This is a genomic window from Streptomyces sp. NPDC002935, from assembly GCF_040611295.1.
Classification (GTDB): Bacteria; Actinomycetota; Actinomycetes; order Streptomycetales; family Streptomycetaceae; genus Streptomyces.
This window is the reverse complement of sequence record NZ_JBEXNW010000005.1, coordinates 219,050-243,659: the sequence shown is the minus strand read 5'-3', so window position 1 is coordinate 243,659 and position 24,610 is coordinate 219,050. Positions and strand designations below refer to the sequence as shown.

The following is a 24,610-nucleotide window of genomic DNA, read 5'->3' as shown; positions in this document are numbered from 1 at the left end:
TCACGCCCTGTCCGCGACGCGTTCGCCGACTAGGCCTTGTGGCCTGAACAGCAGTACGAGGATGAGGAGTACGAAGGCCCAGACGGAGGACCAGCCGCCGCCGCCGAGCTGCTGCATGCCCGGGATGCCGTCGATGTAGCTGGTGGCCATGGTCTCGGCGAGGCCGAGGACGAGGCCGCCGATCATGGCGCCGTAGATGTTGCCGATGCCGCCGAGGACGGCCGCGGTGAAGGCCTTGAGGCCCATCTGGAAGCCCATGTCGTACTTCACCGTGCCGTAGCGCAGGCCGTAGGCGACGGCTGCGACGGCGGCGAAGAAGCCGCCGATGGCGAAGGCGATGACGATGATGCGGTTGGTGTCGATGCCCATGAGCTGTGCGGTGTCAGGGTCCTGCGCGGTGGCCTGCATGGCACGGCCGGTGCGGGAGAGGCTGACGAACAGGGCGAGGGCCGCCATGCAGAGGGGGGCGGCGATGATGACGAAGACGCTGCCGCTCTGGATGCTGACGGAGCCGATGTGCAGGGGCCCGAAGGGGAGCTGCGGGAACGTGATGTCGGTCTTCGCGTCCGGGTACCCGTTGAACACGACCTGCTGCAGGGCGAGGGACAGGCCGATGGCGGTGATGAGGGGGGCGAGGCGTGGCGCTCCGCGCAGTGGTCGGTAGGCGAAGCGTTCGGCCCCGACGGCGATGAGGACGGAGACGATTCCGCCGCCTATCAGCATCGCTGGGAGGGCTATCCACATGGATGTGCCGTTTGGCAGAACGTAGAGGTAGACCGTGAGTGCGCCGAAGCCGCCGGTCATGAAGATCTCGCCGTGGGCGAAGTTGATGAGCTGGACGATGCCGTACACCATCGTGTAGCCGATGGCGATCAGCCCGTACATCGAGCCGAGGAACAGCCCGTTGGCCAGCTGCTGCGGCAGGGTGTTCACCGCATGGCCTCCATGTGGTGGGGAGAATTGAGCAGGGCGTATGAAGCGGGCCGCGCGGTGACGTGTGGTCGTGGCCGCGCGGCCCTGAGGTTGTGCTGAGGGCCTGTCCGGTGGATCGGACCGGGCGTGCGGTGCCGTCGGGCGCCGTGCCTGGATTCGGACCGATCCGCCGGAGTGGCCCGGGTGGTGCGGACTAGCCTTCGAACGTGCCGCTCTTGACGGCCTTCCACTTGCCGTCGACGACCTGGTAGACGGTGAGCTGCTTGTTGGTGGTGTCGCCGAAGTCGTCGAAGGCGACGGGGCCGGCGATGCCGTCGAACTTGGTCTTCTGGACCTCGGCGACGATCTTGGCGCGGGCGCCGTCCGGGATCTTGCCGTCCTTCACGACAGCGCCGATGGCCTTGATGATGGCCGTGGCGGCGTCGTAGGAGTAGCCACCGTAGGTGCCGTAGTCGCCCTTGAGGCCGGAGGCCTTGTACTTCTTGATGAACTCGGCGGCGGAGGGCAGGGAGTCGACGGGCTGGCCGACCGAGGTGACCAGGTCGCCCTCGGAGGTCTTGCCGGCGGTCTCGATGTAGGTCGGGGTGAACATGCCGTCACCGCCGAACAGCGGGATCTTGACTCCGCCGTCCTTGAGCTGCTTGGTGAGCTTCTCCGACTCGTCGTACTGGCCGCCGTAGTAGACGAGGTCGGCCTTGGCGTTCTTGATCTTGGTGACGAGGGACGAGAAGTCCGTGTCGCCGGTGTTGACGTGGTCCTCGCCCGCGACCTTGCCGCCGGCCTTGGTGAAGCCGGCCTTGAAGAGCTTGGCGAGGCCGGCGCCGTAGGTCTGCTTGTCGTCGACCACGTACACCTTGCGCTTCTTCAGCGTGTTGTAGGCGTAGTCGGCCGCGAAGCCGCCCTGGAGGGCGTCGGTGGTGGCGGTGCGGAAGTACGTCTTGAACGGGCGGGACTTGGCGGTCTGCCAGTTCTTGCCCTGGGTGAGCTCGGGGGCCGTGTTGGACGGCGAGATCTCGACCAGGCCGGCGGTGTCGAACACCTGCTGCATCTGGGTGGCGACGCCGGAGTTCAGCGGGCCGACGACGCCGAGGACCTTCTCGTTCTGGACGAGCTGGGTGGCGTTCGCCTGGCCGGAGGCCGGGATGGCCTTGTCGTCGAGCGCCTTGACCTTGAAGGTCACGCCGGGAACGGTGTTGTTCTTGTTGGCGTCGTCGACGGCGATCTGGACGCCGCCCTGGATGCCGAGGCCGGTGGCCGAGTTCTGACCGGTCAGCGGGGCGTCGACGCCGATGATGATCTCGGTCTTCTTGTCGCCCTTGCTGTCGCCGCTGTCGTCGCGCGAGCCGCAGGCGGTCAGCGTGAGTGCTCCTGTAGTGAGCACGGCGGTGAGTATGACCATAGAACGCTGTCGCACGTTGAATCCTCTCCCTGGCGCGGCACCCCAGGGTGGGGGCCGTGTGGTTCGCCGGGCCGTACTGGATGAAGCAGGGCCGTGCAGTGACGCGCCCGGCGGCGCGGTGACTGGCCGTGACTATAAGCGCAGGTAGGGGGAGTGGGGAGGAGCGTAGGGAAGGCTGTGACGCTCTTGTTATGCGGGGGGTGCCCTCTGCGGTGCGGGGCGGACGATCGGAGCATTTCGGTGTGCTGGTCGGAGGCGGTTGTGTGTTCGCATGGTGAGAACGCGCTGTTCCGGGTTCATGGCGGAGAGCGGAAGCTGTACGCGCGGTGTCGGGTCGGGGTGCCGCGGGGGGCGTGGTGCGGGGTGCCTCGCGGCGCTGGGATTGCTTCGTTACGGCAGAGGTAACCGACTGTTACTGCCGTGTGAGGTGTTCGCCGGTGTCTTGGCCGGGTGAAGTGGGTGTGGGGGAGGGCCGGTTGGGGAAGCAGAGGGCGCGCAGGCCGGTCCGCAGGTCGTGCGGGTAGGTGCCGCCGAAGAGAAAGCTTTGCTGTTGCTGTGCTGTCTCGTTGCTGATGAGCAGGTCGAGGTGGGGGAGCTCGATCGCGGGCGGCAGGGCGGCGCACTCGTATACAGAGATGCGTACGGTGATCGTGCGGGGATTTCCGGCCCTTACTGTCAGTGGCAGCCGGGGTGTGGTGCTGGCGCTCAACTCGGGTAGTCCGGAACCCACTCGGCGGACGGTGACGGGGGTGCCGCGGGCGATGTCGACCTCGAAGCGGAAGGAGGTGGGCGTGGTGCCGCGGCCCTTGTAGTGGAGGGTCGTGACACTGGCGGGCCACGGGTAGGGGTTCGGGGTGGCCCGGGAGTGGGGTGCGGGGCGCGGGGCGAAGAGGGCGCCGGTTGCGGTCGCGATGACGACCAGGGCCCGGATGAGCCGCCGGCGCGGGCGCGGGACTGCGGCCCAACGGATGCCGAGGTGCGGGGGGTTGGACTTCGGCAGGTCGGTGGGTGCGTCCTGGTGGGGGCCGTCGGCTTCATCGGAGTGGTACGGCTCGACGGGCCCGATGCCGGTCATGTCTCATGCTGGGCCGGAGCACGCGGCTCCGCCAAGAGGCGGCGCGGGGTGGGACGTTGGGTGGCCGAGGTGGGCTCCCCGGGGTCGGGCTCCCGGGGTCGGCCTCCCGAGGTGGGCTCCCCGAGGTCGGGCTGCCGGGGTGGGATGTCCCGAGGTCGGGCTGCCGGGGTCGGCCTCCCGGGGTGGGCTCCCCGTGGTCGCCTCCCGGGGTGGGGAGTCCCGAGGCCCGGCTTCGCGGGCTGGGAGTCCGGGGGCTGGGCGCCCGGGAGGCGGACGCTCCCGGGCGGCTTCCGTGTGTTCCCGCCGACCGGGGGAACGGTTCCGACCCTCGGTCGGCCCGTGACGGCCCCTCGGGGCCCCTGTGAGGCCCCTGTGAGGCCCCGGGGCGCCCCGAAGGGGTGCGGCCGGGTCCCCGGGGGTGTCAGCTCTGGGGTGCGTCCTTGAGGATGCAGGTGAGCCGGGCGCTGCAGACGCGCTTGCCGTCCTCGTCGGTGATGGCGATCTCGTACGTCGCCGAGGTGCGTCCGCGGTGGACGGGTGTGGCCACTCCGGTGACGAGGCCGGAGCGGACGCCGCGGTGGTGGGTGCAGTTCAGGTCGACGCCGACGGCGATCTTGGTGATGCCGCCGTGGAGCATGGCGCCGACGGAGCCGATGGTCTCGGCGAGGACGGCGGAGGCTCCTCCGTGCAGCAGGCCGTAGGGCTGGGTGTTGCCCTCCACCGGCATGGTGCCCACGACGCGGTCCGAGGAGGCCTCGACGATCTGGACGCCCATACGGTTGCCGAGGTGGCCCGCGGAGAAGAGCGCGGGCAGGTCGACGCCCAGTGCGGCGTACTCGTCGATGACCCCTTGCGGGAACTTCGGGGTGTGCTGTTCGCCCATGGGGCCCGGCTCCGTTCGTCGTGGACCACTTCGTCGTGGCTTCGCCTCGCTGAGCGAACGCTCAGTCGGCTGTCGATTGTTCCAGACGGACGACCACGGACTTGCTGGCAGGGGTGTTGCTGGTGTCGGCGGTCGCGTCGAGGGGGACCAGGACGTTGGTCTCCGGGTAGTAGGCGGCCGCACAGCCGCGGGCGGTCGGGTAGTGCACGACGCGGAAGCCGGGCGCGCGGCGCTCCACGCCGTCCTTCCACTCGCCGACCAGGTCGACGTACGAGCCGTCCGCGACGTTCAGCGCGCGTGCGTCCTCGGGGTTGACGAGGACGACCCGGCGGCCGTTCTTGATGCCCCGGTATCGGTCGTCGAGTCCGTAGATGGTGGTGTTGTACTGGTCGTGGGAGCGCAGGGTCTGCAGCAGCAGACGGCCCGCGGGGAGCTCGGGGTACTCGACGGGTGCGGCGGTGAAGTTGGCCTTGCCGGTGGCCGTCGGGAAGCGGCGCTCGTCGCGGGGGGCGTGCGGGAGCGCGAAACCGGCCGGGTCGGCCACGCGCGCGTTGAAGTCCTGGAAGCCGGGGATCACGCGCGCGATGCGGTCGCGGATGCTCGCGTAGTCCTTCTCGAACTCCTCCCAGGGTGTGGTGCTGCGCTCGCCGAGGGCCCGGCGGGCGAGGCGGGCCACGATGGCGGGCTCGGACAGCAGGTGGGGGCTCGCGGGCTCCAGGCGGCCCCGTGAGGCGTGCACCATGCCCATGGAGTCCTCGACGGTCACGAACTGTTCGCCGCTGCCTTGGAGGTCGCGCTCGGTGCGTCCGAGGGTGGGCAGGATGAGGGCACGCGCGCCCGTGACGGCGTGCGAGCGGTTCAGCTTGGTGGAGACGTGCACGGTGAGCCGGGCGCGCCGCATGGCCGCCTCGGTGACCTCGGTGTCGGGGGAGGCGGAGACGAAGTTGCCGCCCATGGCGAAGAAGACCTTGGCGTCGCCGTCGCGCAGGGCGCGGATGGCCCGTACGACGTCGTAGCCGTGCTCGCGGGGCGGCGTGAAGCCGAACTCCTTCTCCAGGGCGTCGAGGAAGGCGGGGGCGGGGCGCTCGAAGATGCCCATGGTGCGGTCGCCCTGCACATTGGAGTGGCCGCGGACGGGGCACACGCCCGCGCCCGGGCGGCCGATGTTGCCGCGCAGCAGCAGGAAGTTGACGACTTCGCGGATCGTGGGGACGGAGTGCTTGTGCTGGGTGAGGCCCATCGCCCAGCACACGATGGTGCGCTTCGAGGCGAGGACCATGCCGAGGGCTTCGTCGATGGCGTCGCGGGTGAGGCCGGTCGCGGTGAGTGTCTCGTCCCAGTCGGCGGCGCTCGCCGTCCGGGCGAAGTCCTCGAACCCGTGGGTGTGTTCGGCGATGAACGTCTTGTCGACGGCGCCTTCGGTGGCGAGGATCAGCTTGTTCAGCAGGCGGAAGAGGGCCTGGTCGCCGCCGAGGCGGATCTGCAGGAAGAGGTCGGTGAGCGCGGCGCCCTTGATCATGCCCCGGGGGTTCTGCGGGTTCTTGAAGCGCTCCATGCCCGCTTCGGGCAGTGGGTTGACCGTGATGATCCGGGCGCCGTTCGCCTTGGCCTTCTCCAGTGCCGAGAGCATGCGCGGGTGGTTCGTGCCGGGGTTCTGCCCGGCGACGATGATCAGGTCCGCCTGGTAGAGGTCGTCGAGGAGGACGCTGCCCTTGCCGATGCCGATGGTCTCGGAGAGCGCGGAACCCGACGACTCGTGGCACATGTTCGAGCAGTCCGGCAGGTTGTTCGTGCCGAGCTCGCGGGCGAACAGCTGGTAGAGGAACGCGGCCTCGTTGCTGGTGCGGCCCGAGGTGTAGAAGAGGGCCTCGTCGGGGGAGCCGAGCGCCGCGAGTTCCTCGGCGACGATGTCGAAGGCGCGCTCCCAGGCGATGGGCTCGTAGTGGTCGCCGCCCTCGGGGAGGTACATGGGGTGCGTGAGGCGCCCCTGCTGGCCGAGCCAGTAGCCGCTGCGGCCGGCGAGGTCGGAGACGGGGTGCGCGGCGAAGAAGTCCGGGGTCACCCGGCGCAGGGTGGCCTCCTCGGCGACGGCTTTCGCGCCGTTCTCGCAGAACTCCGCGGTGTGCCGGTGCTCCGGCTCGGGCCAGGCGCAGCCCGGGCAGTCGAAGCCGTCCTTCTGGTTGACGCGCAGGAGGGTGAGCGCGGTGCGGCGCACGCCCATCTGCTGCTGGGCGATGCGCAGGGTGTGTCCGATGGCGGGCAGCCCGGCCGCGGCGCGCTTGGGTTCGGCGACCTGCGGCGTGTCCTGGACCGGATCGCTTTTCGGCGGCTTGCTGGCCATCGCTGAACCCCTTCGCGTGCGCACCTCGGTGTGCGTCTCCTCGTACCCCTTCGATCCTCGCACGGGCGGTCGGCGGCGACGGCCGGGGGCCGGGGGACCGCGGGCCGGGCGGGAGCGTGCCGGGCCGGGAGGGCTTTCGATGTCAGTGGGGCGTGGCAGGATCGGGGGCGTGGCAGAAACAGCATCGAAGAAGACCGAGAAGACCGCAGGCACGGGCCGCCCGCGCCTGATGCTCATGGACGGGCACTCGCTGGCCTACCGCGCGTTCTTCGCGCTGCCCGCGGAGAACTTCACCACCGCGACCGGTCAGCCGACGAACGCCATCTATGGTTTCGCGTCGATGCTGGCGAACACGTTGCGCGACGAGTCGCCCACGCACTTCGCGGTGGCGTTCGACGTGTCGCGCAAGACCTGGCGTTCCGAGGAGTTCACCGAGTACAAGGCGAACAGGTCGAAGACCCCGGACGAGTTCAAGGGGCAGGTCGAGCTGATCGGCGAGGTGCTGGACGCGATGCACGCGCAGCGCTTCGCGGTGGACGGCTTCGAGGCCGACGACATCATCGCGACGCTCGCCACCCAGGCCGAGGCCGAGGGCTTCGACGTGCTGATCGTCACCGGCGACCGCGACTCCTTCCAGCTGGTGTCCGAGCACACGACGGTGCTGTATCCGACGAAGGGCGTCTCCGAGCTGACCCGGTTCACTCCGGAGAAGGTCTTCGAGAAGTACGGGCTGACGCCGGCGCAGTACCCCGACTTCGCGGCGCTGCGCGGCGACCCGTCGGACAACCTGCCGGGCATCCCCGGGGTCGGCGAGAAGACGGCCGCGAAGTGGATCAACCAGTTCGGTTCGTTCGCGGAGCTGGTCGAGCGCGTCGACGAGGTCAAGGGCAAGGCCGGGCAGAACCTGCGCGACCACCTGGAGGCGGTGAAGCTCAACCGCCGTCTCACCGAGATGGTCAAGGACGTCGAGCTGCCCCGGACGGTGGCGGACCTGGAGCGGTCCGCGTACGACCGTACGGCCCTGGCGATGGTCCTGGACACCCTGGAGATCCGTAACCCCTCGCTCCGTGAGCGGCTCCTCGCGGTGGACCCGGGGGCCGCGGAGGCCGAGGAGGCGCGGCCCGTCGCCGAGGGCGTCGAGATCGACGGCACGGTGCTGGGCGCGGGTGAGCTGAAGCCGTGGCTCACCGAGCACGGCACGGCGGTTCTGGGCATGTCCACGGTCGACTCGTGGGCGCTGGGCAGTGGCTCCGTCGCCGAGGTGGCCCTCGCGGCCGGTGCGGGGCCGGCCGTCTGGTTCGACCCGTCCCAACTGGACGAGTCCGACGAGAACGCGTTCGCCGCGTGGCTCGCAGACCCCGGCAAGCACAAGGTCATGCACAACGCCAAGGGCGCGATGCGGGTCTTCGCCGAGCACGGCTGGACCATCGAGGGCGTGACCATGGACACGGCGCTCGCCGCCTATCTGGTCAAGCCGGGCCGCCGCTCCTTCGCACTGGACGCGCTCTCCCTGGAGTACCTCGGCCGGGAGCTCGGACCCGCCGCCGCGGCCGACGGCCAGCTCGCCTTCGGCACGGACGAGCAGGCCGAGGCCGACGCTCTGATGGCGCAGGCCCGCACGATCCTCGACCTGGGCGAGGCGTTCGGCGAGAAGCTCCAGGAGGTCGGCGCGGCCGATCTGCTGCGTGACATGGAGCTGCCCACGTCCAGCCTGCTGGCCCGCCTGGAGCGGCACGGCATCGCCGCGGACCGGGCGCACCTGGAGGCCATGGAGCAGATGTTCGCCGGCGCGGTGCAGCAGGCCGTGAAGGAGGCGCACGCGGCCGCCGGGCACGAGTTCAACCTCGGCTCGCCCAAGCAGCTCCAGGAGGTCCTCTTCGGTGAGCTGGCTCTGCCGAAGACCAAGAAGACCAAGACGGGCTACACGACGGACGCGGACGCCTTGGCCTGGCTCGCGACGCAGACCGACAACGAACTGCCCGTGATCATGCTCCGCCACCGTGAGCAGGCCAAGCTGCGCGTCACCGTCGAGGGTCTGATCAAGTCGATCGCCGCGGACGGCCGCATCCACACCACCTACAACCAGACGGTCGCGGCGACCGGCCGTCTGTCGTCGACCGATCCGAACCTGCAGAACATCCCGGTCCGCACCGACGAGGGCCGTGCGATCCGCCGCGGCTTCGTGGTCGGCGAAGGCTTCGAGTCCCTCATGACCGCGGACTACAGCCAGATCGAACTGCGGGTGATGGCCCACCTGTCCGAGGACGAGGGCCTGTTGGAGGCGTTCGCCTCCGGCGAGGACCTGCACACCACCGTCGCCTCCCAGGTGTTCTCCGTGGAGCGGTCCGCGGTCGACGCCGAGATGCGCCGCAAGATCAAGGCGATGTCGTACGGCCTCGCCTACGGGCTGTCGGCCTTCGGTCTCTCCCAGCAGCTGAACATCGAGGCGGGCGAGGCCCGTGCGCTGATGGACACGTACTTCGAGCGCTTCGGCGGTGTACGGGACTATCTGCGTCGGGCGGTCGACGAGGCTCGGGCGACGGGGTACACCGCGACGCTCTTCGGGCGCCGCCGGTACCTGCCGGATCTCAACAGCGACAACCGGCAGCGCCGCGAGGCGGCCGAGCGCATGGCCCTCAACGCGCCCATCCAGGGCACGGCCGCCGACATCGTCAAGATCGCGATGCTCAACGTGGACCGGGCGCTGCGCGAGGCGAAGCTCACGTCGCGCATGCTCCTTCAGGTCCACGACGAAATCGTCTTGGAGATCGCCCCCGGCGAGCGGGAGAGGACCGAGGAGCTGCTGCGCCGCGAGATGGCGTCCGCCGTCCAGCTCCGGGCACCGCTGGACGTCTCTGTCGGCTCGGGCCCGGACTGGGAGTCGGCGGCGCACTAGGGCCTGTCCGACCGGACAGGTCCTGGCTTCCCGTTCTCGGCCTGCTTTCGGCCGACGGGTACGGGCCCGGCACCGCGAGGTGCCGGGCCCGCCCGCCCGGAGTGAACCGTCACTCGCGTGGCCCTCGCGAAGGGGCCCCGCGCCCAGGGGTCCCGTAAGGATGCGGGCATGGGTATACGCACGCTCCACCGCCGTAAGGCCATGGCCACGACCGTCGTGGTCGCGACCGTGACGGTGACCGCGGCCGTCGTCCCCGTGCTGCTCGCGCCGGTACCCGCGGTCGCCGCGGAAGCGGCCACCGCCCAGCTGCCCGCGCCCTGCCGTTCCCCCCACGACCCCGATCGCGGGGCCCGGATGTCCCGCGAACTCCGGGCGGCGCTGTCGGCACGCCGGGGCGTGTTCTCCGGCGCGGCGCGTGGTCCGAGGGCGCACATCGACAACGGCCGGCTGCCCCGGGCCGCGCGCGGCGGGCGCGTGCACGGCATCGGTGCCTTCACCGGGCCCGCCCGCACCTATCGCGTCGTCGTCCTGTCGTACGACAAGCCGGCGACGCCGAACAGGGTCCGCGCGATCGGACGCATCGCCCGGGCCGTGCGCCACGGCCTCAGCCGTGGACGCGGTCTGCTCCGGGGGCCGGCCTCCGGGATCGCGGTCAGCGAGGAGTAGGACGGCTCGGCTCGGTACGGGCCGCCGGCGGGCCGGGGCGAGCCGGAGCGGGACGCCACACCCTGACGGCCGTGACGTACAGGCCGAGGCCGAGGACCAGGCCCGCGCCCCCGCCGAAACACAGCGTCGGAATCAGTTCCCACGGCTTCGCGACGGAGCCCCAGTACGCCCACCAGTGCAGCGCCCGCTGCACCGCGGCCACCAGCGCGCAGCACCCGATCACCGCACCGGCCAGCCACCGGTCGGCGGCGGACAGTACGGGCACGCCCACGACCGGGCCGTTCGGCGTGCGACGCAGCGCGAGCACCACAAAAGTGATGATCACTACGGCCGCCACCGCCGAACTGCCGTACTGGACGTACCAGTAGAGCGGCGAGCCCGCGAGGTTCCGTCCGAGGGCGGGGAAGAGCCGTGTCCCCCACCGGTCGTGATGGGTGAACGCGTCCCACACCACGTGCGTCAGGGCGCCGAGCGCCGCGGAGACGTACCACCACAGAACCACCGGCGCACGCACCGGCTCGCGAGTGGCCCCGCAGCGCAGGAGCCGCGCCGGGCGCCCCTGTCGTGCGACGGGCATCAACGCCACCAGGGGTTCGCGCAGCAGCAGCCAGGCGCCGACCAGTGCCCACGCGATGAGCACGTCGACGGTGAACACCCCGGTGAACGCGTGGGTGAAGTCGCCGAACTCCATGGCCTCGGGCTGCACGCTCGCCGCGTAGTAGGTCAGGTCGGGAGCGAAGGAACCGGCGACGAGAACGGCGGGAATCAATCGGCCGCGACCGCTTCCGTCCCCGCGAACGGCGGGCAGTACGGCCGCCGCGTGACTGAGAGTGAAGGGCAAGTCGTCTCCCTGCGGCTGCTTTTGGCCGGGTATGTTCGGTCCGTTGATCGCTGACGGCCAGTATGCGGGACGACGGCTCATGGCCAACTGGTGAATATCGGGCGCCAACAGGTCCCCGCGCGAAGGAAGTTGTCGTAGGGTCGCCTGGGTCGCCGTGCCGGGAAGTAGCGCCGGGGCGGCGGAAGTGCACGGGGATCTGGGAGACGGCGGGTTCGTCCGGCCGTCGGTGGGAGGGGTTCACTCAATGGCGGCGCAATTCGGCAGGAGGCTGCGCAAGGGCGCGGCAACCACCGCTGTGGCCGCGGCCGCGGTCGCGGCTCTGTCCGCCTCCCAGGCCCCGGGAGTGGCCGTCGACGACCACGGCAGACAGTCGGCGGGTGCCGATGTCGGCCAGGACGCGAACGACGCCGGTGATGGCACCGCGACCGGTAACTCGCGCTACTACACCGATCTTCCGCCGTTGCAGAGCCCGAACCCGGCACCGTCCGCGGGCGGCGGCACGCCGGACGCCGTGGGGGCCGCCGAGGCGGGCATCCCGGCGACCGTGCTGGCCGCCTACAAGCAGGCCGAGGCGTCGCTGCGTGAGTCCAAGCCCACCTGCAACCTGCCCTGGCAGCTTCTGGCCGCGATCGGCAAGGTCGAGTCGGGCCAGGCCCGCGGCGGCCGGGTCGACGCGGCCGGCACCACCCTGTCGCCGATCCTGGGCCCGGTCCTGAACGGCAACGGCTTCGCCAGCATCACCGACACCGACAACGGCGCCTACGACGGCGACAGCACGTACGACCGTGCGGTGGGGCCCATGCAGTTCATCCCCTCCACGTGGGAGTGGGCGGGCCGCGACGGCAACGGCGACGGCAAGAAGGACCCCAACAACATCTACGACGCGGCGCTCGCCGCCGGGCACTACCTGTGCCGCTTCGACCACGACATGTCGGTCCAGTCGCAGATGAACGCCTCGATCCTCAGCTACAACAACTCGACGGCGTACCTGAACACCGTCCTGTCGTGGCTGGAGTACTACCGCAAGGGCACGCACGAGGTGCCCGACGGCACGGGCACGCTGCCCTCGCACAACAGCGACGGCACCACCACGCCGAGCCCCGGCCCCACACCGCCCGTGCCGTCCCCGCCGGGCAGCCACACACCGGGCGGCGGCCCCACCAGCCCCGCCCCCGAGCCGACCGAGCCCTCCACCCCGCCCACCACCCCGCCCACCACACCGCCCGCGACGCCGCCTCCGACGAGCCCGCCCACCAGCACGCCCACGCCGACGCCCACCGAGACGGTGGACCACCTGGCGGACGCGGACACCGGGAAACTCACCGCGACGGCGGGCGACACGTTCGCGCACAAGGTCGTCGTGCGCACCGAGGACGACGACGACAAGGCCGTGGCGAAGGTCCGCGTGCGGTTCACCATCATAGGCGACACCGACGCCGTCTTCACCGGCGGCGAGAGCGTCGCCACCGTCGTCACCGACAAGCTCGGCACCGCCACCGCGCCCGCCCTCGTGGCCGGCGAGAAGACCGGCGACTTCACCGTCCGCGCCACCGTCGTGGGCCGCCTCATGTCCGGCCTCGACTACACCGCGACCGTCACCGCCCGCCAGGCCGACACCCTGGCCCGCACCACCGACACCGCGCTGACCTGCGTTCCGGGCGGCGAGTTCACCGACCAGGTCGAGGTCAAGGCCACCTACCAGGGCGCCGCCGCGGGCAAGGTCGCCGCCACCGCCACCCTGATCAAGTCCGCCGACGACGCCACCGAGAACGACAAGGGCCCCCACTTCAAGGACGCGGACGGCAAGACCGTACGCACCCTCACCGCCCTGACCACCGACGCGGACGGCCTGCTCAAACTCCCGAAGCTGTACGCCGACGACACCACCGGCACCTACCTGCTCCGCATCACCACCACCGGCGGAGCCACCCTGACCGTCGAACTGACCGTGGCCGCCCCCGCTTCATAGACCCGCGCCGCCACCGCGCGGCCCGTGCGCGCCTCCAGGGCGCCCCTCGGCTCACGCCGAGGGGCGCCCTGATTCGTTGTGTGTGCAACGTGTTCTCATCTCGCCCCTCCGTTGCTACGGTGCCGGACCTGACGATGTATCAGCTCCTGGCCCTCGGGAGGCCCGCATGCGTGCCCTCATCGCCGCCGCGACCGGTCTCGCCGTGGCCCTCGCGCTGGTCCTGACCATCACGGCCATGGGCTCGCCGGCCGGACAGACCTCACCGAAGCCGATGCTCACCACCGTCCCCAAGCACCCCTGACACACGCACCGGGAGGGCCGTCGAGATGCGCCGCAAGGCAAGCCTGATCCTGCTCGCGCTCGCCGTGTTCTTCACGGCGCTGTCCCCGCTGCTGCGCTGGTACGCCTTCCCGCGCCTGGCCAAGATCCCCGCCAACCAGTACCAGGACATGGTGCTTGAGGCGAAGGACGCGACCCTCCTCGACTACGGCACCATGCAGGCCAAGAAGGTTCCCAAGGTCACCGTCGTGCAGACCCTCAAGGGCAATGTGGAGGCCTCCGAGCGGATCGAGCGGACCGCGGGCCGTGACGTCGTCGTCTGGGACTCCCTCTCCTACGTCCAGGGCCCCGACGGGAAGATGGTCTCCAAGCTCCCCGAGCGCTACATCTTCGACGCGCACAGCCAGGAACCCGTCCACGCCACCGGCGAGTCCGTCGACGGCGACCCCGTCACCCGTCAGGGCATCGAGTTCAAATGGCCCTTCAGGACGGAGAAACGGGACTACGAGTACTTCGACGCGCAGACCCGCACCTCCGCGCCCATCCACTACAAGGACACCCGGACCTTCCGGGGCGTCAAGGTCTACTACTTCGAGCAGACCATCCCCTGGACGAAGGTGAAGTTCCCCAAGGTCATGCCCGTCCAGGGCATCACCCCGGAGTCCGTCGCCAAGACCGGCACCACCCGCTGGTACACCACCGTCCGCAGGTTCTGGGTCGAACCGGTCACCGGAGCACCCGTGTACGGCGAGGAGATCCACAAGGAGGAACTCCGCGGCGGCACGCTCCTGGGCGACCGGGACAAGGTGACCGCCTTCTCCGGGCACGTGAAGATGCGCGAGGACTACATCAGGCACACCGTCGACCTGGTCAAGTCGAACCGCACCCTGGTCCTGATGATGACCTCCTACCTCCCCTGGGGCTTCCTGCTCCTCGGCGCGGCCCTGCTGTCCCTCTCCCTGTACCTGGAGGCCCGGAGCCGCAGGCCCGGCGACCCGGCCCCCGCCCCGGCGGCCGACCCCGAGCCCGTCACCGCCTGAGCCGCGCGTTCGTGTACCGCGTCGGCTCGGCGGTCGCCGGGTCCTCGGGCCACGGATGCTTCGGGTACCGGCCGCGCAGCTCGGCCCGCACACCCTTGTAGCCGTCCTTCCAGAAGGACGCGAGATCGGCGGTGACCGCCGCGGGCCGGCCCGCGGGGGAGAGGAGATGCACGAGCACGGGCACGCCGGCGACGGCGGGCGACGCGTGCAGCCCGAACATCTCCTGCAGCTTCACGGCGAGCACCGGCTGCCCGGGGTCGGCGTAGTCGACGCGGATCCTCGAACCGCTCGGCACCTCGATCCGCTCGGGCGCGAGCTCGTCGAGCCGGGCCGCCTCCCCCGTCGCCCAGGGCAGCAGCCGGTTCAGCGCCTGCCCGGCGTCGATCCGTGCCAGGTCCGCCCGCCGCCGGGCACGGCTCAGCTCCGGCTCCAGCCACTCCTGCACGCGCGCGTACAGGGCCTCGTCGGAGACGTCCGGCCACGGGTCACCCAGCCGCCGGCGCAGGAACGCGAGCCGCTGCCGCAGCACCTCGGCGTCCGGCGACCACCGCAGCAGACCGAAGCCCTCCTCCCGCAGCCCTTCGAGGAGCGCGGCCCGTACGAGCCCGGGGTCCGCGTTCCGCAACGGCCGCACGGCCAGCTCCACCGCCCCCAGCCGCTCCACCCGCCGCGCCACGACATCGCCCTCGGCCCAGTGGACCTCGTCGCCCTCGGAGTACAGGCCGGCGGCGGCCCGCCGTGCCGTCCGCTCGTCGATCACCGCCGCGAGCCGCACCCGCGCGTGCCCCCGGCCGACGGGACGATCGGCGACGGCGACCGCGAGCCAGGGAGCACCGCGCAGGACGGACCCCTCAGCGGCGTCGGCGCGGGTCCCGTTGACCATCAGGTGCGAGTCGCCCTGCACGCGCGCGAGGCGCTCGGGGAACGCCAGCGCGGCCACCAGTCCGGCGACCCCGTCGTCCCCGAGCCCCGCCCGAGCCCCGCCGTCCGCTCGAGTGCCGTCACGCTCTCGGCCGTCCACCGGGGTGCCGCCACGGCCGCCTCCGTCGTGTCCCGGCCCCTCGGCGAGCGCCCCCGGAGAGGAGGGGGAGCCCGAGGAGGACGTGCGGCCGCCGGGCGCGGGCCCGGCACCGGCCGCCGCGGAGCGCAGACGGCGGGCCTCGGTGCGCCAGCGGGCCCCGTATGCGTCGCCCCCGCGCCGGGCGGTGCGCCAGGCGGCGGCCAGGTCGTCGCCGTACTCGCGCGGTGGCTCCTCGCTCAACAGGGCGACCACGTCGGCGGCCCGCGACACGCCCACCACCGGGGTCGCGTCCAGCAGCGCCCGGGCGAGCCGGGGATGCAGGCCCAGGCGGGACATGCGCGCGCCGCGATCCGTGGCCCGCCCCGTGGCGTCGACCGCGCCCACGGCCGACAGCACGGCCCGCGCCGCCGCCATCGCCCCGCCCGGCGGCGGATCCAGCAGAGCCAGCCCGGTCGCCTCCGGATCACCCCAGCACGCCGCCTGGAGCGCGAACGCCGTCAGATCGGCCACCTTGATCTCCGGTGCCGGGAACCGCGTCAGACGGCCGTCCTCCGCCTCCGCCCAGCACCGGTACACCGCGCCAGGTGCCTCACGCCCGGCCCGCCCCGCCCGCTGCCGTCCCGCCGCCTGCGAGGCCCGTACGGTCGCCAGGGCGCTCAGCCCGCGCGCGTGGTCCACCCGGGGCTCCCGCGCCAGCCCCGAGTCCACGACCACCCGCACCCCGGGAACCGTCAGCGACGACTCCGCCACCGAGGTCGCGAGGACCACCCGGCGCCGCACACCGGGCGCGAGCACCGCGTCCTGCACGGCCGCCGGAGCCCGCCCGTGCACCTGAAGCACGTCGACGTCCCCGAGGCCGCCCAGCTGACCGGCGACCCGCGCGATCTCCCCGACCCCGGGAAGGAAGCACAGGACATCACCCGGGCGCTCGGCCAGCGCCCGCCGCACCGTGGACGCCACGTGCGTCAGCAGCGCCGGGTCCACCCGCATCCCGTGCGGCGGCCGTACGGGACGTGCCGGCGGCGCCCACACCACCTCGACCGGATACGAGACACCCTCAGCCTCGACGACCGGCGCGTCGCCGAGCAGCCGCGCCCAGCCCCCGGCGTCCGTCGTCGCGGACGCGGCGACCAGCCGCAGCTCGGGACGGAGCGCGGCCCGCACGTCCAGCAGGAACGCGGCCACCGTGTCGGCGTCCAGATGCCGCTCGTGACACTCGTCGAGCACGACCAGGTCGACGCCCGCCAGCTCCTGGTCCCGCTGCAACCGCTGGAGCAGGACCCCGGTCGTGACGACCTCCACGCGCGCGCGGGGGCCGACCACCCGCTCCCCGCGCACCGTGAAACCGACACTCCCGCCGACCTGCTCGCCCAGCAGCCACGCCATCCGCCGGGCCGCCGCCCGCGCGGCGATCCGCCGCGGCTCGGCCACCACCACCCGGCGCGCCGGGCGCCCGTCGTCCAGGAGACCCGCCAGGGCCAGCGGCACCAGCGTCGTCTTGCCGGTGCCGGGCGGCGCCACCAGCACCGCGCTGCCGTGCCCCTCCAGGGCATCGTCCAGCCCGGGCAGGGCGGCACGTACGGGCAGCACGTCAAGGGCGTCGTAACGGATCACGCCCCCAGTCTCGTACGAACGTCGAACCGTCCGCGTACGAACGCCGGGACAGCCACCACGCTCGGGCGCGACAATGCGTCGGCAGGGGCGGGGACACACGCGCGTGGCCGCGCGTGCGGGCCTGCGCGCCCACGCGCGCGTGCCTCTTTACTACTCAGATCCCTTTACTCGGATCCTTCACTCGGAGTCGCTTCGCCACTCTGAACCGGTTCGCCCGAAGTCCCGGGCGTCAGTGCCGGGGCTTCGGGCGAAGAGGTCCACGTCAGTCCCGCTCGCACACGAAGATCGCCGTGCCCGGGATGAGGTTCCCGCGCAGCGGGGACCAGCCGCCCCACTCCTGGGTGTTCCAGGCGGGCCACTCCGGCTCGACGATGTCGAGCAGGCGGAAGCCGCCCGCCACCACGTCGCGCACCCGGTCGCCGACCGTCCTGTGGTGTTCGACGTAGACCGCGCGGCCCTCGTCGTCCTGCTCCACGTACGGAGTGCGGTCGAAGTAGGACGCGGACACCGTCAGGCCCTCGGGACCCGGCTCGTCCGGGAACGCCCAGCGGACCGGGTGCGTGACCGAGAAGACGAAACGGCCGCCCGGGCGCAGCACCCGGTGGACCTCCCTCAGCACCAGTACGGGGTCGGCGACGAACGGCAGCGCGCCGTACGCCGAGCACGCGAGGTCGAAGGAGCCGTCCGCGAAGGGCAGCGCGCTCGCGTCCGCCTCCACGAGGGGCACGCCGCCCCCGATGCGCAGCGCGTGCTGGAGCTGGCGGTGGGAGAGGTCCAGGGCCACCGGACGCGCGCCCTGCCCGGCCAGCCAGCGCGAGCACTGCGCCGCGCCGGCACCGATCTCCAGGATGTCCTTGCCTTTGAGGTCCTCCGGAGGGCCGAGCAGCTCGGCCTCCACCTCGTCGAGGCCCTCGGGGCTCCACACGAAGCGGTCGTCACCGAGGAACGTGCCATGTTCGATCTGGTACTCGTCCGCGTTCCGGTCCCACCAGCTCCGGTTCGCCCGCGAACTCTCGGTGAGATCCGCGTCGCGCCGGGTGGCTTCGGGTTCGAACGGTTCGGGCTCTTGGATGATCGGCTCCCTCGTCGTACTCTTCCGTCCAACCCGTCTCGGGCGTGTCACGACAGAGGCGTCCTACTGCCCGCGTGGCCTTGTGAGACAGGTCTTGTGCCGGGATTGCGGCGATCCGCCCCGGGTGTGCGCCTTCGCGCATTGACCCTGCCCGGCTGCCCCCGTATGCTACAAGTTGCGCTGCGGGCCTGCGCTCCTCAGACGTAGCAGGCTGCGCTCGCATCTGTATGTATGTCCCCTCGGTTTTCGAGGCGCCTTCCCGGTTTGCCGGGTTTGGCGCTTCCTTGGCTGTCCGGCCTTCTACAGAGCGAAACGGGCTCCCGGCGTAAGCAGTACCTACGACTCACTGTCCGTACCGGAGCCCTTTCCCACATGACGAGCAGCACCGAGACCACCTCTACCACGCCGCAGGTAGCGGTCAACGACATCGGTAACGAGGAAGCATTCCTCGCCGCGATCGACGAGACGATCAAGTACTTCAACGACGGCGACATCGTCGACGGCGTCATCGTGAAGGTCGACCGGGACGAGGTCCTGCTCGACATCGGTTACAAGACCGAAGGTGTCATCCCGAGCCGCGAGCTCTCGATCAAGCACGACGTCGACCCGAACGAGGTCGTCAAGGTCGGCGACGAGATCGAAGCCCTTGTTCTCCAGAAGGAGGACAAGGAAGGCCGCCTGATCCTCTCGAAGAAGCGCGCCCAGTACGAGCGCGCCTGGGGCACCATCGAGAAGATCAAGGAAGAGGACGGCATCGTCACCGGCACCGTCATCGAGGTCGTCAAGGGTGGACTCATCCTCGACATCGGCCTCCGTGGCTTCCTGCCGGCTTCTCTCGTCGAGATGCGCCGTGTCCGCGACCTCCAGCCCTACGTGGGCAAGGAGCTCGAGGCCAAGATCATCGAGCTGGACAAGAACCGCAACAACGTGGTCCTGTCCCGCCGTGCCTGGCTGGAGCAGACCCAGTCCGAGGTTCGCCAGACGTTCCTCACCACCCTCCAGAAGGGTCAGGTCCGCTCCGGCGTCGTCTCCTCGATCGTCAACTTCGGTGCCTTCGTGGACCTGGGTGGCGTCGACGGTCTGGTGCACGTCTCCGAGCTCTCCTGGAAGCACATCGACCACCCCTCCGAGGTTGTCGAGGTCGGCCAGGAAGTCACCGTCGAGGTCCTCGACGTCGACATGGACCGCGAGCGTGTCTCGCTGTCGCTCAAGGCGACGCAGGAAGACCCGTGGCAGCAGTTCGCCCGGACGCACCAGATCGGTCAGGTCGTCCCGGGTAAGGTCACGAAGCTCGTCCCGTTCGGTGCGTTCGTCCGTGTGGACGAGGGCATCGAGGGTCTGGTCCACATCTCCGAGCTGGCCGAGCGCCACGTGGAGATCCCGGAGCAGGTTGTCCAGGTCAACGACGAGATCTTCGTCAAGGTCATCGACATCGACCTCGAGCGCCGCCGCATCAGCCTCTCGCTGAAGCAGGCCAACGAGGCCTTCGGCGCCGACCCGGCGTCGGTCGACTTCGACCCGACCCTGTACGGCATGGCCGCGTCGTACGACGACCAGGGCAACTACATCTACCCCGAGGGCTTCGACCCCGAGACCAACGACTGGCTCGAGGGCTTCGAGTCCCAGCGTGAGGTGTGGGAGACGCAGTACGCCGAGGCGCAGCAGCGCTTCGAGCAGCACCAGGCTCAGGTCATCAAGTCCCGCGAGGCCGACGCGCAGGCCGAGGCCGAGGGTGCCACCTCCACGAGTGCGGCTCCGGCTGCCTCCGGTGGCGGCGGCTCCTACTCCTCGGAGTCGGACGACAACTCCGGCGCCCTGGCGTCGGACGAGGCGCTGGCTGCCCTCCGCGAGAAGCTCGCCGGCGGCCAGAGCTGAAAGCTCACCGCTAGCAAGTAGCTGAAAGAAGTGGGCCCGCACCGATTCGGTGCGGGCCCACTTCCATGGGGGTTCTTTTCCGCCCGGCAGGTCAGGGGGTCACCGTGATGTTGGTGAGCCCCTTTCCGCCCGTCACCGTGTTCGAGGCGTACACGGTGGTCCTGCAGCCGGCGCCGTAGTTGGTGACGTTGACCGCCAATTGCTTGTCGCCGGTCGCGCCGCGCAGGTCCGAGGTGTTGCCCCGGAACACCGTGCCGCAGCCCCAACCGGACTGCTGGGTGTGGGTCTCGTAGCCGTCGTTCGTCGTGGCGGTTCCCTTGTTGTTCTCCACGAGGACGTCGTTGCCCTTCACGTCGACCCAGGAGTCGTCGTAGTTGGCGCCGGTCAGGCCGCTGCCGTCGAAGGTGTTGCCGGTGATGCGCGCGCCCGTGGTGCCCTCCTTGATGTCGACGTTCTCGCCGCCCACGTCCGGCCCGATCGTGTTGCCGGTGATCTGGACGCGGTCGCTTCTGTCGGAGGTCCCGCCGGCCGTGCCCACGTAGACGCCCTCGCCCATGCCGCGGCCGTCGTTGCCGGTGTCGTAGATCTTCGAGTTCCTGATCACGCCGTCCGTGCTGGAGTTGCGGAAGTGGACGCCCTCCATGTCGAGTCCGTGGACGGTGACCTTGTCGACGACGACACCCTTCGCCGAGTCGATCATGATGCCCTTCTGGCCGCCGGTGACGGTGATGCCCTGGACCGTCCAGTACGAGGCGCCGTTGAGGTGCAGTCCGTAGCCGCCGCCCGCCGTGAGGACGGCTTTCGAGGAGCCGCTGAGTGTGATGCGGGAACCCGCGCTCGCCGCTGTCGTCGTCTTGAAGTTGCCGGTGTACGAGCCGTCCGCGAGGTGGATGGTGTCGCCGGGGGCGGCCGAGGTGAGGGCCGACTTCAGCTGGGCGGCGGTGAAGACCTCGATGACCTGGGCCGCGTTCGCCGCGGGAGCCGCTGCCAGTGCCCCGGCCGTGACCGCCGTCGCTCCGAGTAGGGGGAGAAGTGTGTGTCGGATGCGCATGTGGGGGGTGACCTTCCCGTCGGTTCGCAAGAAACGTGTTCTCGTACATGAACTTTGGGTGCCCACATGAACGTAAAGGGGTCACGGATCCGCGTCAAGGTCTGGACCGGACCGGTGTGCGCGGAGAGAAACGTGGTGGATACACGAGTAACTGCCGGGCTGTAACGGGCCGTTGCCAGGATCCCCGGGTCATTCAAGATCGTGAGGGGAGTCGAAGGCATGGCAGCACACGAGCGATCGACAGCGGCGAGTCGGCGGGCGTTTTTGCGCACGGTCGGCCTGACCGGCGGCGCGGGCGCGATGTTCGCCACCATGGGAGCCCTCGGCCTCGCGCCCACCGCGCAGGCCGCCCAGCGTGAACAGCCCTTCCGCGCACCGAAGTCGGGCGATTTCACGCTCACCGGGCGGGGTGCAGCGAAGGTCGTGATCGTAGGCGGTGGCATCGCGGGTCTCGCCTCCGCCTACGAGCTCGGCAAGGCGGGCTACGACTGTACGGTCCTTGAGGCCAGAGACCGTACCGGCGGCCGCAACTTCACCGTACGCGGCGGTGATACGACCACCGACCTGTACGGCAACACGCAGACGGCCCGGTTCAGCGAGGGCCAGTACATGAACGCCGGTCCGGCCCGCCTCCCGCAGTGGATGGTCACCCTCGACTACTGCAGGGAACTCGGAGTCCCCGTCGAGGTGTTCACGAACACGAACGCGGACGCCTACATGTACAACGAGTCGGCCGGCATGACCAAGCCGATGCGCCACCGCACCGCGAAGGCCGACGTCTACGGCTACGTCTCCGAGTTGCTCGCCAAGGCGACCGACAAGGGAGCCCTCGACAAGGAGTTGACCGCCGCCGACCAGGAGAGGCTCATCGAGTTCCTCAAGGACTTCGGCGAACTCGGCGACACCCTCGCCTACGAGGGCGGTCCGCGCCGCGGCTACACCACCGTCCCCGCCGCCGCCGGAACCCCGGGCGTCCTCCTCGGCGACGTCCCGACCGCCTCCGAGGTCTTCGCCTCCGGCGTCGGCCGGTACTTCTCCTTCGAGTTCGAATTCGACCAGGCGATGCTGATGTTCCAGCCGGTGGGCGGCATGGACCGGATACCCGAGGCGCTCACCAGGGCGATCGGGGCCCACCGCATCCGCACCGGAGCGGCCGTCTCCCGGATCACCGACAAGGCAGACGGCGTCACCGTCACCTACACCCAGGGCGGGCGCACGAAGTCCCTGGACGCCGACTTCTGCATCGGCGCCCTGCCGCCCAACATCCTCGCCAGGATCCCGCACAACCTCGGCTCCGGAGTCCAGAGCGCCCTGGAGGCGATCACCCCGCAGTCCGCGGGCAAGATCGGCCTCGAATACCGCTCGCGCTGGTGGGAGCTCGATCACCGGATCTACGGCGGCATCACCGAGACCGACCAGGACGTCACCCACATCTGGCACCCCTCCTACGGCTTCCACGGCCGGCGCGGCGTCATGATCGGCTACTACAACTACGGCTCCGACGCCGACTCGTACGCGAAACTCACCCCCAAGGAGCGCGAGAAGCGCGCGGTGGCCGCCGGCGTGAAGATCTACGGCGAGAAGTACCGCACCGAACTCGACTCGTCCTTCTCCCACCACTGGCGCCAGACACCGCACCTGGAAGGCGCCTGGCACAACACCCCCGGCGGACCCGACGACGTCCGCTACAAGCCGCTGAACAGGCCCACCGGGCGGGTCTACTTCGCGGGCGACTGGCTCAGCTACGCCGACGCCTGGCAGCACGGCGCCTTCACGTCCGCCCGCAACGCCGTCACCGCGCTCCACGCGCGCGTGCTGTCCTCGTAACACGCCTGTGCTGTGCTGGTGACGGTCCGCCGACAGTGCCGTCACCGCCCCCTCGGAACTCCTTCCAGCCGCTCGTGGAGGTCGAGAGGCCGGCACGAGACAGCGGTGCGGAGCGCGGGACGGGAATGTCCGTGCTCCGCACCACGTTGTGCAGTACGAACACGAGGAGGAGCGGTCACAGTGCTTGATCCGCAGGGTTTGTACGCATGGGAGCCGAAGGGCCTGGCCGTGGTCGACATGGCACTCGCCCAGGAGTCGGCCGGTCTTGTCATGCTCTACCACTTCGACGGATACATCGACGCGGGCGAGACCGGCGAGCAGATCGTCGACCGGGTGCTCGACTCGCTGCCCCACCAGGTCGTGGCCCGCTTCGACCACGACCGGCTCGTGGACTACCGGGCCCGCCGCCCGCTGCTGACGTTCAAGCGCGACCGCTGGGCCGAGTACGAGGAGCCGACCCTCGAGGTACGCCTCGTGCAGGACGCCACCGGCGCGCCCTTCCTGCTGCTGTCGGGCCCCGAACCGGACACCGAGTGGGAGCGCTTCGCCGCCGCTGTCCAGCAGATCGTGGAACGGCTCGGCGTCCGCCTCTGCGTGAACTTCCACGGCATCCCCATGGGCGTCCCGCACACCCGCCCCGTGGGCCTCACCCCGCACGGCAACCGCACCGACCTGGTGCCCGGCCACCGCAGCCCCTTCGACGAGGCGCAGGTGCCCGGAAGCGCCGAGTCCCTTGTCGAGTACCGCCTCATGGAGGCCGGGCACGACGTCCTCGGTGTCGCCGCCCACGTGCCCCACTACATCGCGCGCTCCCCGTACCCGGACGCGGCACTGACCGTCCTCGAGTCCATCACGGCCGCGACCGGCCTGGTGCTTCCCGGCATAGCGCACGCCCTGCGGACCGAGGCGCACCGCACCCAGACCGAGATCGACCGCCAGATCCAGGAGGGCGACGAGGAACTCGTCGCGCTCGTCCAGGGCCTGGAGCACCAGTACGACGCCGCCGCGGGCGCCGAGACCCGGGGCAACATGATGGCGGAACCGGTCGACATCCCCTCGGCGGACGAGATCGGCCAGGAGTTCGAACGGTTCCTTGCGGAGCGCGAAGGCGACGCCTGACCCCTCCGCCCGGGAGCCCGGGCGGAGGACCTGTCAGAGGCAGGCCCTAAGCTGCGGGACATGCTGAAGGTGGGCCTGACCGGTGGTATCGGCGCCGGCAAGAGCGAAGTGTCACGGCTCCTCGTCGAACACGGCGCGGTGCTGATCGACGCGGACAGGATCGCGCGGGAGGTCGTCGCGCCCGGAACACCCGGGCTGGCGGCGGTCGTCGACGCCTTCGGCGACGACGTACTCGCTCCGGACGGCAGCCTGGACCGGCCGAAGCTCGGCTCGATCGTCTTCGCCGACCCGCAGAAGCTCGCCGTCCTGAACTCGGTCGTCCACCCCCTCGTCGGCACCCGCTCGCGCGCACTGGAGGACGCCGCCCCCAAGCACGCCGTCGTCGTCCACGACGTGCCCCTGCTCGCGGAGAACGGCCTGGCCTCGCTGTACGACCTCGTGATCGTCGTCGACGCCCGCCCCGAGACCCAGCTCGACCGCCTCGTCCGCCTGCGCGGCATGACCGAGGAGGACGCCCGCGCCCGCATGGCCGCCCAGGCCCCGCGCGACAAGCGCCTGGCGATCGCGGACATCGTCATCGACAACGACGTACCACTGGAAGAACTGGAACGGCGCGTGCGGGACGTATGGGCCGATCTCGTGCGCAGGGCCCGGCAGCCCCAGGAATAGCGCCCCTCGCCGGGGGCGTTGAATCCTTGCAGCGAGGGAA

Annotated in this window: 18 protein-coding genes; 9 read left to right on the top strand and 9 right to left on the bottom strand. The window is 70.7% G+C overall.

Going from position 1 to position 24,610, the window contains the following annotated elements; translation table 11 throughout:
* From ABZX90_RS08800 to ABZX90_RS08780, 5 genes are all read right to left on the bottom strand, one after another.
* Positions 1–933, bottom strand: a complete 933-nt coding sequence (locus ABZX90_RS08800) for a branched-chain amino acid ABC transporter permease (protein ID WP_266757596.1) — start codon at positions 931–933, stop codon at positions 1–3.
* A gap of 193 nt (positions 934–1,126) precedes the next feature.
* Positions 1,127–2,332 (bottom strand): branched-chain amino acid ABC transporter substrate-binding protein, encoded by a 1,206-nt coding sequence (locus tag ABZX90_RS08795; protein WP_351134283.1) that lies wholly within the window; start codon positions 2,330–2,332, stop codon positions 1,127–1,129.
* Between the two features lie 412 nt (positions 2,333–2,744).
* Positions 2,745–3,407 carry a hypothetical protein gene (locus tag ABZX90_RS08790; RefSeq protein ID WP_355202746.1) on the bottom strand — a complete coding sequence of 221 codons (663 nt, stop codon included), beginning with the start codon at positions 3,405–3,407 and terminating at the stop codon, positions 2,745–2,747.
* A 421-nt stretch (positions 3,408–3,828) separates the two neighbouring features.
* Positions 3,829–4,290, bottom strand: coding sequence for a hotdog fold thioesterase (locus ABZX90_RS08785; protein ID WP_351134261.1), 462 nt, complete (start codon positions 4,288–4,290; stop codon positions 3,829–3,831).
* Between the two features lie 61 nt (positions 4,291–4,351).
* Complete coding sequence (locus tag ABZX90_RS08780; protein ID WP_355202743.1) at positions 4,352–6,631, bottom strand: FdhF/YdeP family oxidoreductase; 2,280 nt, start codon at positions 6,629–6,631, stop codon at positions 4,352–4,354.
* 169 nt (positions 6,632–6,800) lie between these two features.
* On the opposite strand from ABZX90_RS08780, the gene polA reads away from it, so the two are divergent.
* Complete coding sequence (polA, locus tag ABZX90_RS08775) at positions 6,801–9,527, top strand: DNA polymerase I (RefSeq protein WP_355202740.1); 2,727 nt, start codon at positions 6,801–6,803, stop codon at positions 9,525–9,527.
* Between the two features lie 168 nt (positions 9,528–9,695).
* Complete coding sequence (locus ABZX90_RS08770; protein WP_355202737.1) at positions 9,696–10,193, top strand: hypothetical protein; 498 nt, start codon at positions 9,696–9,698, stop codon at positions 10,191–10,193.
* Here ABZX90_RS08770 and ABZX90_RS08765 read toward each other — a convergent pair.
* Positions 10,180–11,034, bottom strand: coding sequence for a DUF4184 family protein (locus tag ABZX90_RS08765; RefSeq protein ID WP_355202735.1), 855 nt, complete (start codon positions 11,032–11,034; stop codon positions 10,180–10,182). The two genes, ABZX90_RS08770 and ABZX90_RS08765, sit on opposite strands and share 14 nt — an antisense overlap.
* Before the next feature lie 244 nt (positions 11,035–11,278).
* Between ABZX90_RS08765 and ABZX90_RS08760 the strand changes: the two genes are divergently transcribed.
* The 3 genes from ABZX90_RS08760 to ABZX90_RS08750 all read left to right on the top strand — a co-directional run bounded on the left by ABZX90_RS08760 (position 11,279) and on the right by ABZX90_RS08750 (position 14,322).
* Positions 11,279–13,003, top strand: a complete 1,725-nt coding sequence (locus ABZX90_RS08760) for a lytic transglycosylase domain-containing protein (RefSeq protein ID WP_355202732.1) — start codon at positions 11,279–11,281, stop codon at positions 13,001–13,003.
* A gap of 166 nt (positions 13,004–13,169) precedes the next feature.
* Positions 13,170–13,304, top strand: coding sequence for an SPW_0924 family protein (locus tag ABZX90_RS08755; RefSeq protein WP_355202729.1), 135 nt, complete (start codon positions 13,170–13,172; stop codon positions 13,302–13,304).
* 25 nt (positions 13,305–13,329) lie between these two features.
* Entirely contained in the window at positions 13,330–14,322 is a 993-nt protein-coding gene (locus ABZX90_RS08750; protein WP_351134275.1) for a DUF3068 domain-containing protein, read from the top strand.
* On the opposite strand, the gene ABZX90_RS08745 is transcribed toward ABZX90_RS08750, so the two are convergent.
* On the bottom strand, positions 14,312–16,957 hold the full coding sequence (locus ABZX90_RS08745) for an ATP-dependent helicase C-terminal domain-containing protein (RefSeq protein WP_355202726.1): 2,646 nt from the start codon (positions 16,955–16,957) through the stop codon (positions 14,312–14,314). The genes ABZX90_RS08750 and ABZX90_RS08745 overlap by 11 nt on opposite strands.
* 262 nt (positions 16,958–17,219) lie before the next feature.
* On the bottom strand, positions 17,220–18,080 hold the full coding sequence (locus tag ABZX90_RS08740; RefSeq protein WP_351134279.1) for a class I SAM-dependent methyltransferase: 861 nt from the start codon (positions 18,078–18,080) through the stop codon (positions 17,220–17,222).
* A 321-nt stretch (positions 18,081–18,401) separates the two neighbouring features.
* On the opposite strand from ABZX90_RS08740, the gene rpsA reads away from it, so the two are divergent.
* Positions 18,402–19,904 (top strand): 30S ribosomal protein S1, encoded by a 1,503-nt coding sequence (gene rpsA / locus ABZX90_RS08735; protein WP_351134281.1) that lies wholly within the window; start codon positions 18,402–18,404, stop codon positions 19,902–19,904.
* 91 nt (positions 19,905–19,995) lie between these two features.
* Here the strand turns inward: rpsA and ABZX90_RS08730 are convergent, their stop codons facing one another.
* Positions 19,996–20,955: a right-handed parallel beta-helix repeat-containing protein gene (locus tag ABZX90_RS08730; protein ID WP_355202722.1), complete on the bottom strand. Its 960-nt coding sequence runs from the start codon at positions 20,953–20,955 to the stop codon at positions 19,996–19,998.
* A 300-nt stretch (positions 20,956–21,255) separates the two neighbouring features.
* On the opposite strand from ABZX90_RS08730, the gene ABZX90_RS08725 reads away from it, so the two are divergent.
* From ABZX90_RS08725 to coaE, 3 genes are all read left to right on the top strand, one after another.
* Entirely contained in the window at positions 21,256–22,782 is a 1,527-nt protein-coding gene (locus tag ABZX90_RS08725; protein ID WP_355202919.1) for an FAD-dependent oxidoreductase, read from the top strand.
* Positions 22,783–22,962: 180 nt separating this feature from the next.
* Positions 22,963–23,901 carry a PAC2 family protein gene (locus ABZX90_RS08720; RefSeq protein ID WP_355202719.1) on the top strand — a complete coding sequence of 313 codons (939 nt, stop codon included), beginning with the start codon at positions 22,963–22,965 and terminating at the stop codon, positions 23,899–23,901.
* 60 nt (positions 23,902–23,961) lie between these two features.
* Entirely contained in the window at positions 23,962–24,570 is a 609-nt protein-coding gene (gene coaE / locus ABZX90_RS08715) for a dephospho-CoA kinase (protein ID WP_351131858.1), read from the top strand.
* The last annotated feature ends 40 nt before the right edge of the window (positions 24,571–24,610 follow it).

Excerpts from the sequence above, each read along its gene's own strand:
- ABZX90_RS08795 (WP_351134283.1), bottom strand. The coding sequence starts at position 2,332 with ATGGTCATACTCACCGCCGTGCTCACTACAGGAGCACTCACGCTGACC.
- ABZX90_RS08790 (WP_355202746.1), bottom strand. The coding sequence starts at position 3,407 with ATGACCGGCATCGGGCCCGTCGAGCCGTACCACTCCGATGAAGCCGAC.
- ABZX90_RS08785 (WP_351134261.1), bottom strand. The coding sequence starts at position 4,290 with ATGGGCGAACAGCACACCCCGAAGTTCCCGCAAGGGGTCATCGACGAG.
- ABZX90_RS08780 (WP_355202743.1), bottom strand. The coding sequence starts at position 6,631 with ATGGCCAGCAAGCCGCCGAAAAGCGATCCGGTCCAGGACACGCCGCAG.
- ABZX90_RS08770 (WP_355202737.1), top strand. The coding sequence starts at position 9,696 with ATGGGTATACGCACGCTCCACCGCCGTAAGGCCATGGCCACGACCGTC.
- ABZX90_RS08760 (WP_355202732.1), top strand. The coding sequence starts at position 11,279 with ATGGCGGCGCAATTCGGCAGGAGGCTGCGCAAGGGCGCGGCAACCACC.
- ABZX90_RS08755 (WP_355202729.1), top strand. The coding sequence starts at position 13,170 with ATGCGTGCCCTCATCGCCGCCGCGACCGGTCTCGCCGTGGCCCTCGCG.
- ABZX90_RS08750 (WP_351134275.1), top strand. The coding sequence starts at position 13,330 with ATGCGCCGCAAGGCAAGCCTGATCCTGCTCGCGCTCGCCGTGTTCTTC.
- rpsA (WP_351134281.1), top strand. The coding sequence starts at position 18,402 with ATGACGAGCAGCACCGAGACCACCTCTACCACGCCGCAGGTAGCGGTC.
- ABZX90_RS08730 (WP_355202722.1), bottom strand. The coding sequence starts at position 20,955 with ATGCGCATCCGACACACACTTCTCCCCCTACTCGGAGCGACGGCGGTC.
- ABZX90_RS08725 (WP_355202919.1), top strand. The coding sequence starts at position 21,256 with ATGTTCGCCACCATGGGAGCCCTCGGCCTCGCGCCCACCGCGCAGGCC.
- coaE (WP_351131858.1), top strand. The coding sequence starts at position 23,962 with ATGCTGAAGGTGGGCCTGACCGGTGGTATCGGCGCCGGCAAGAGCGAA.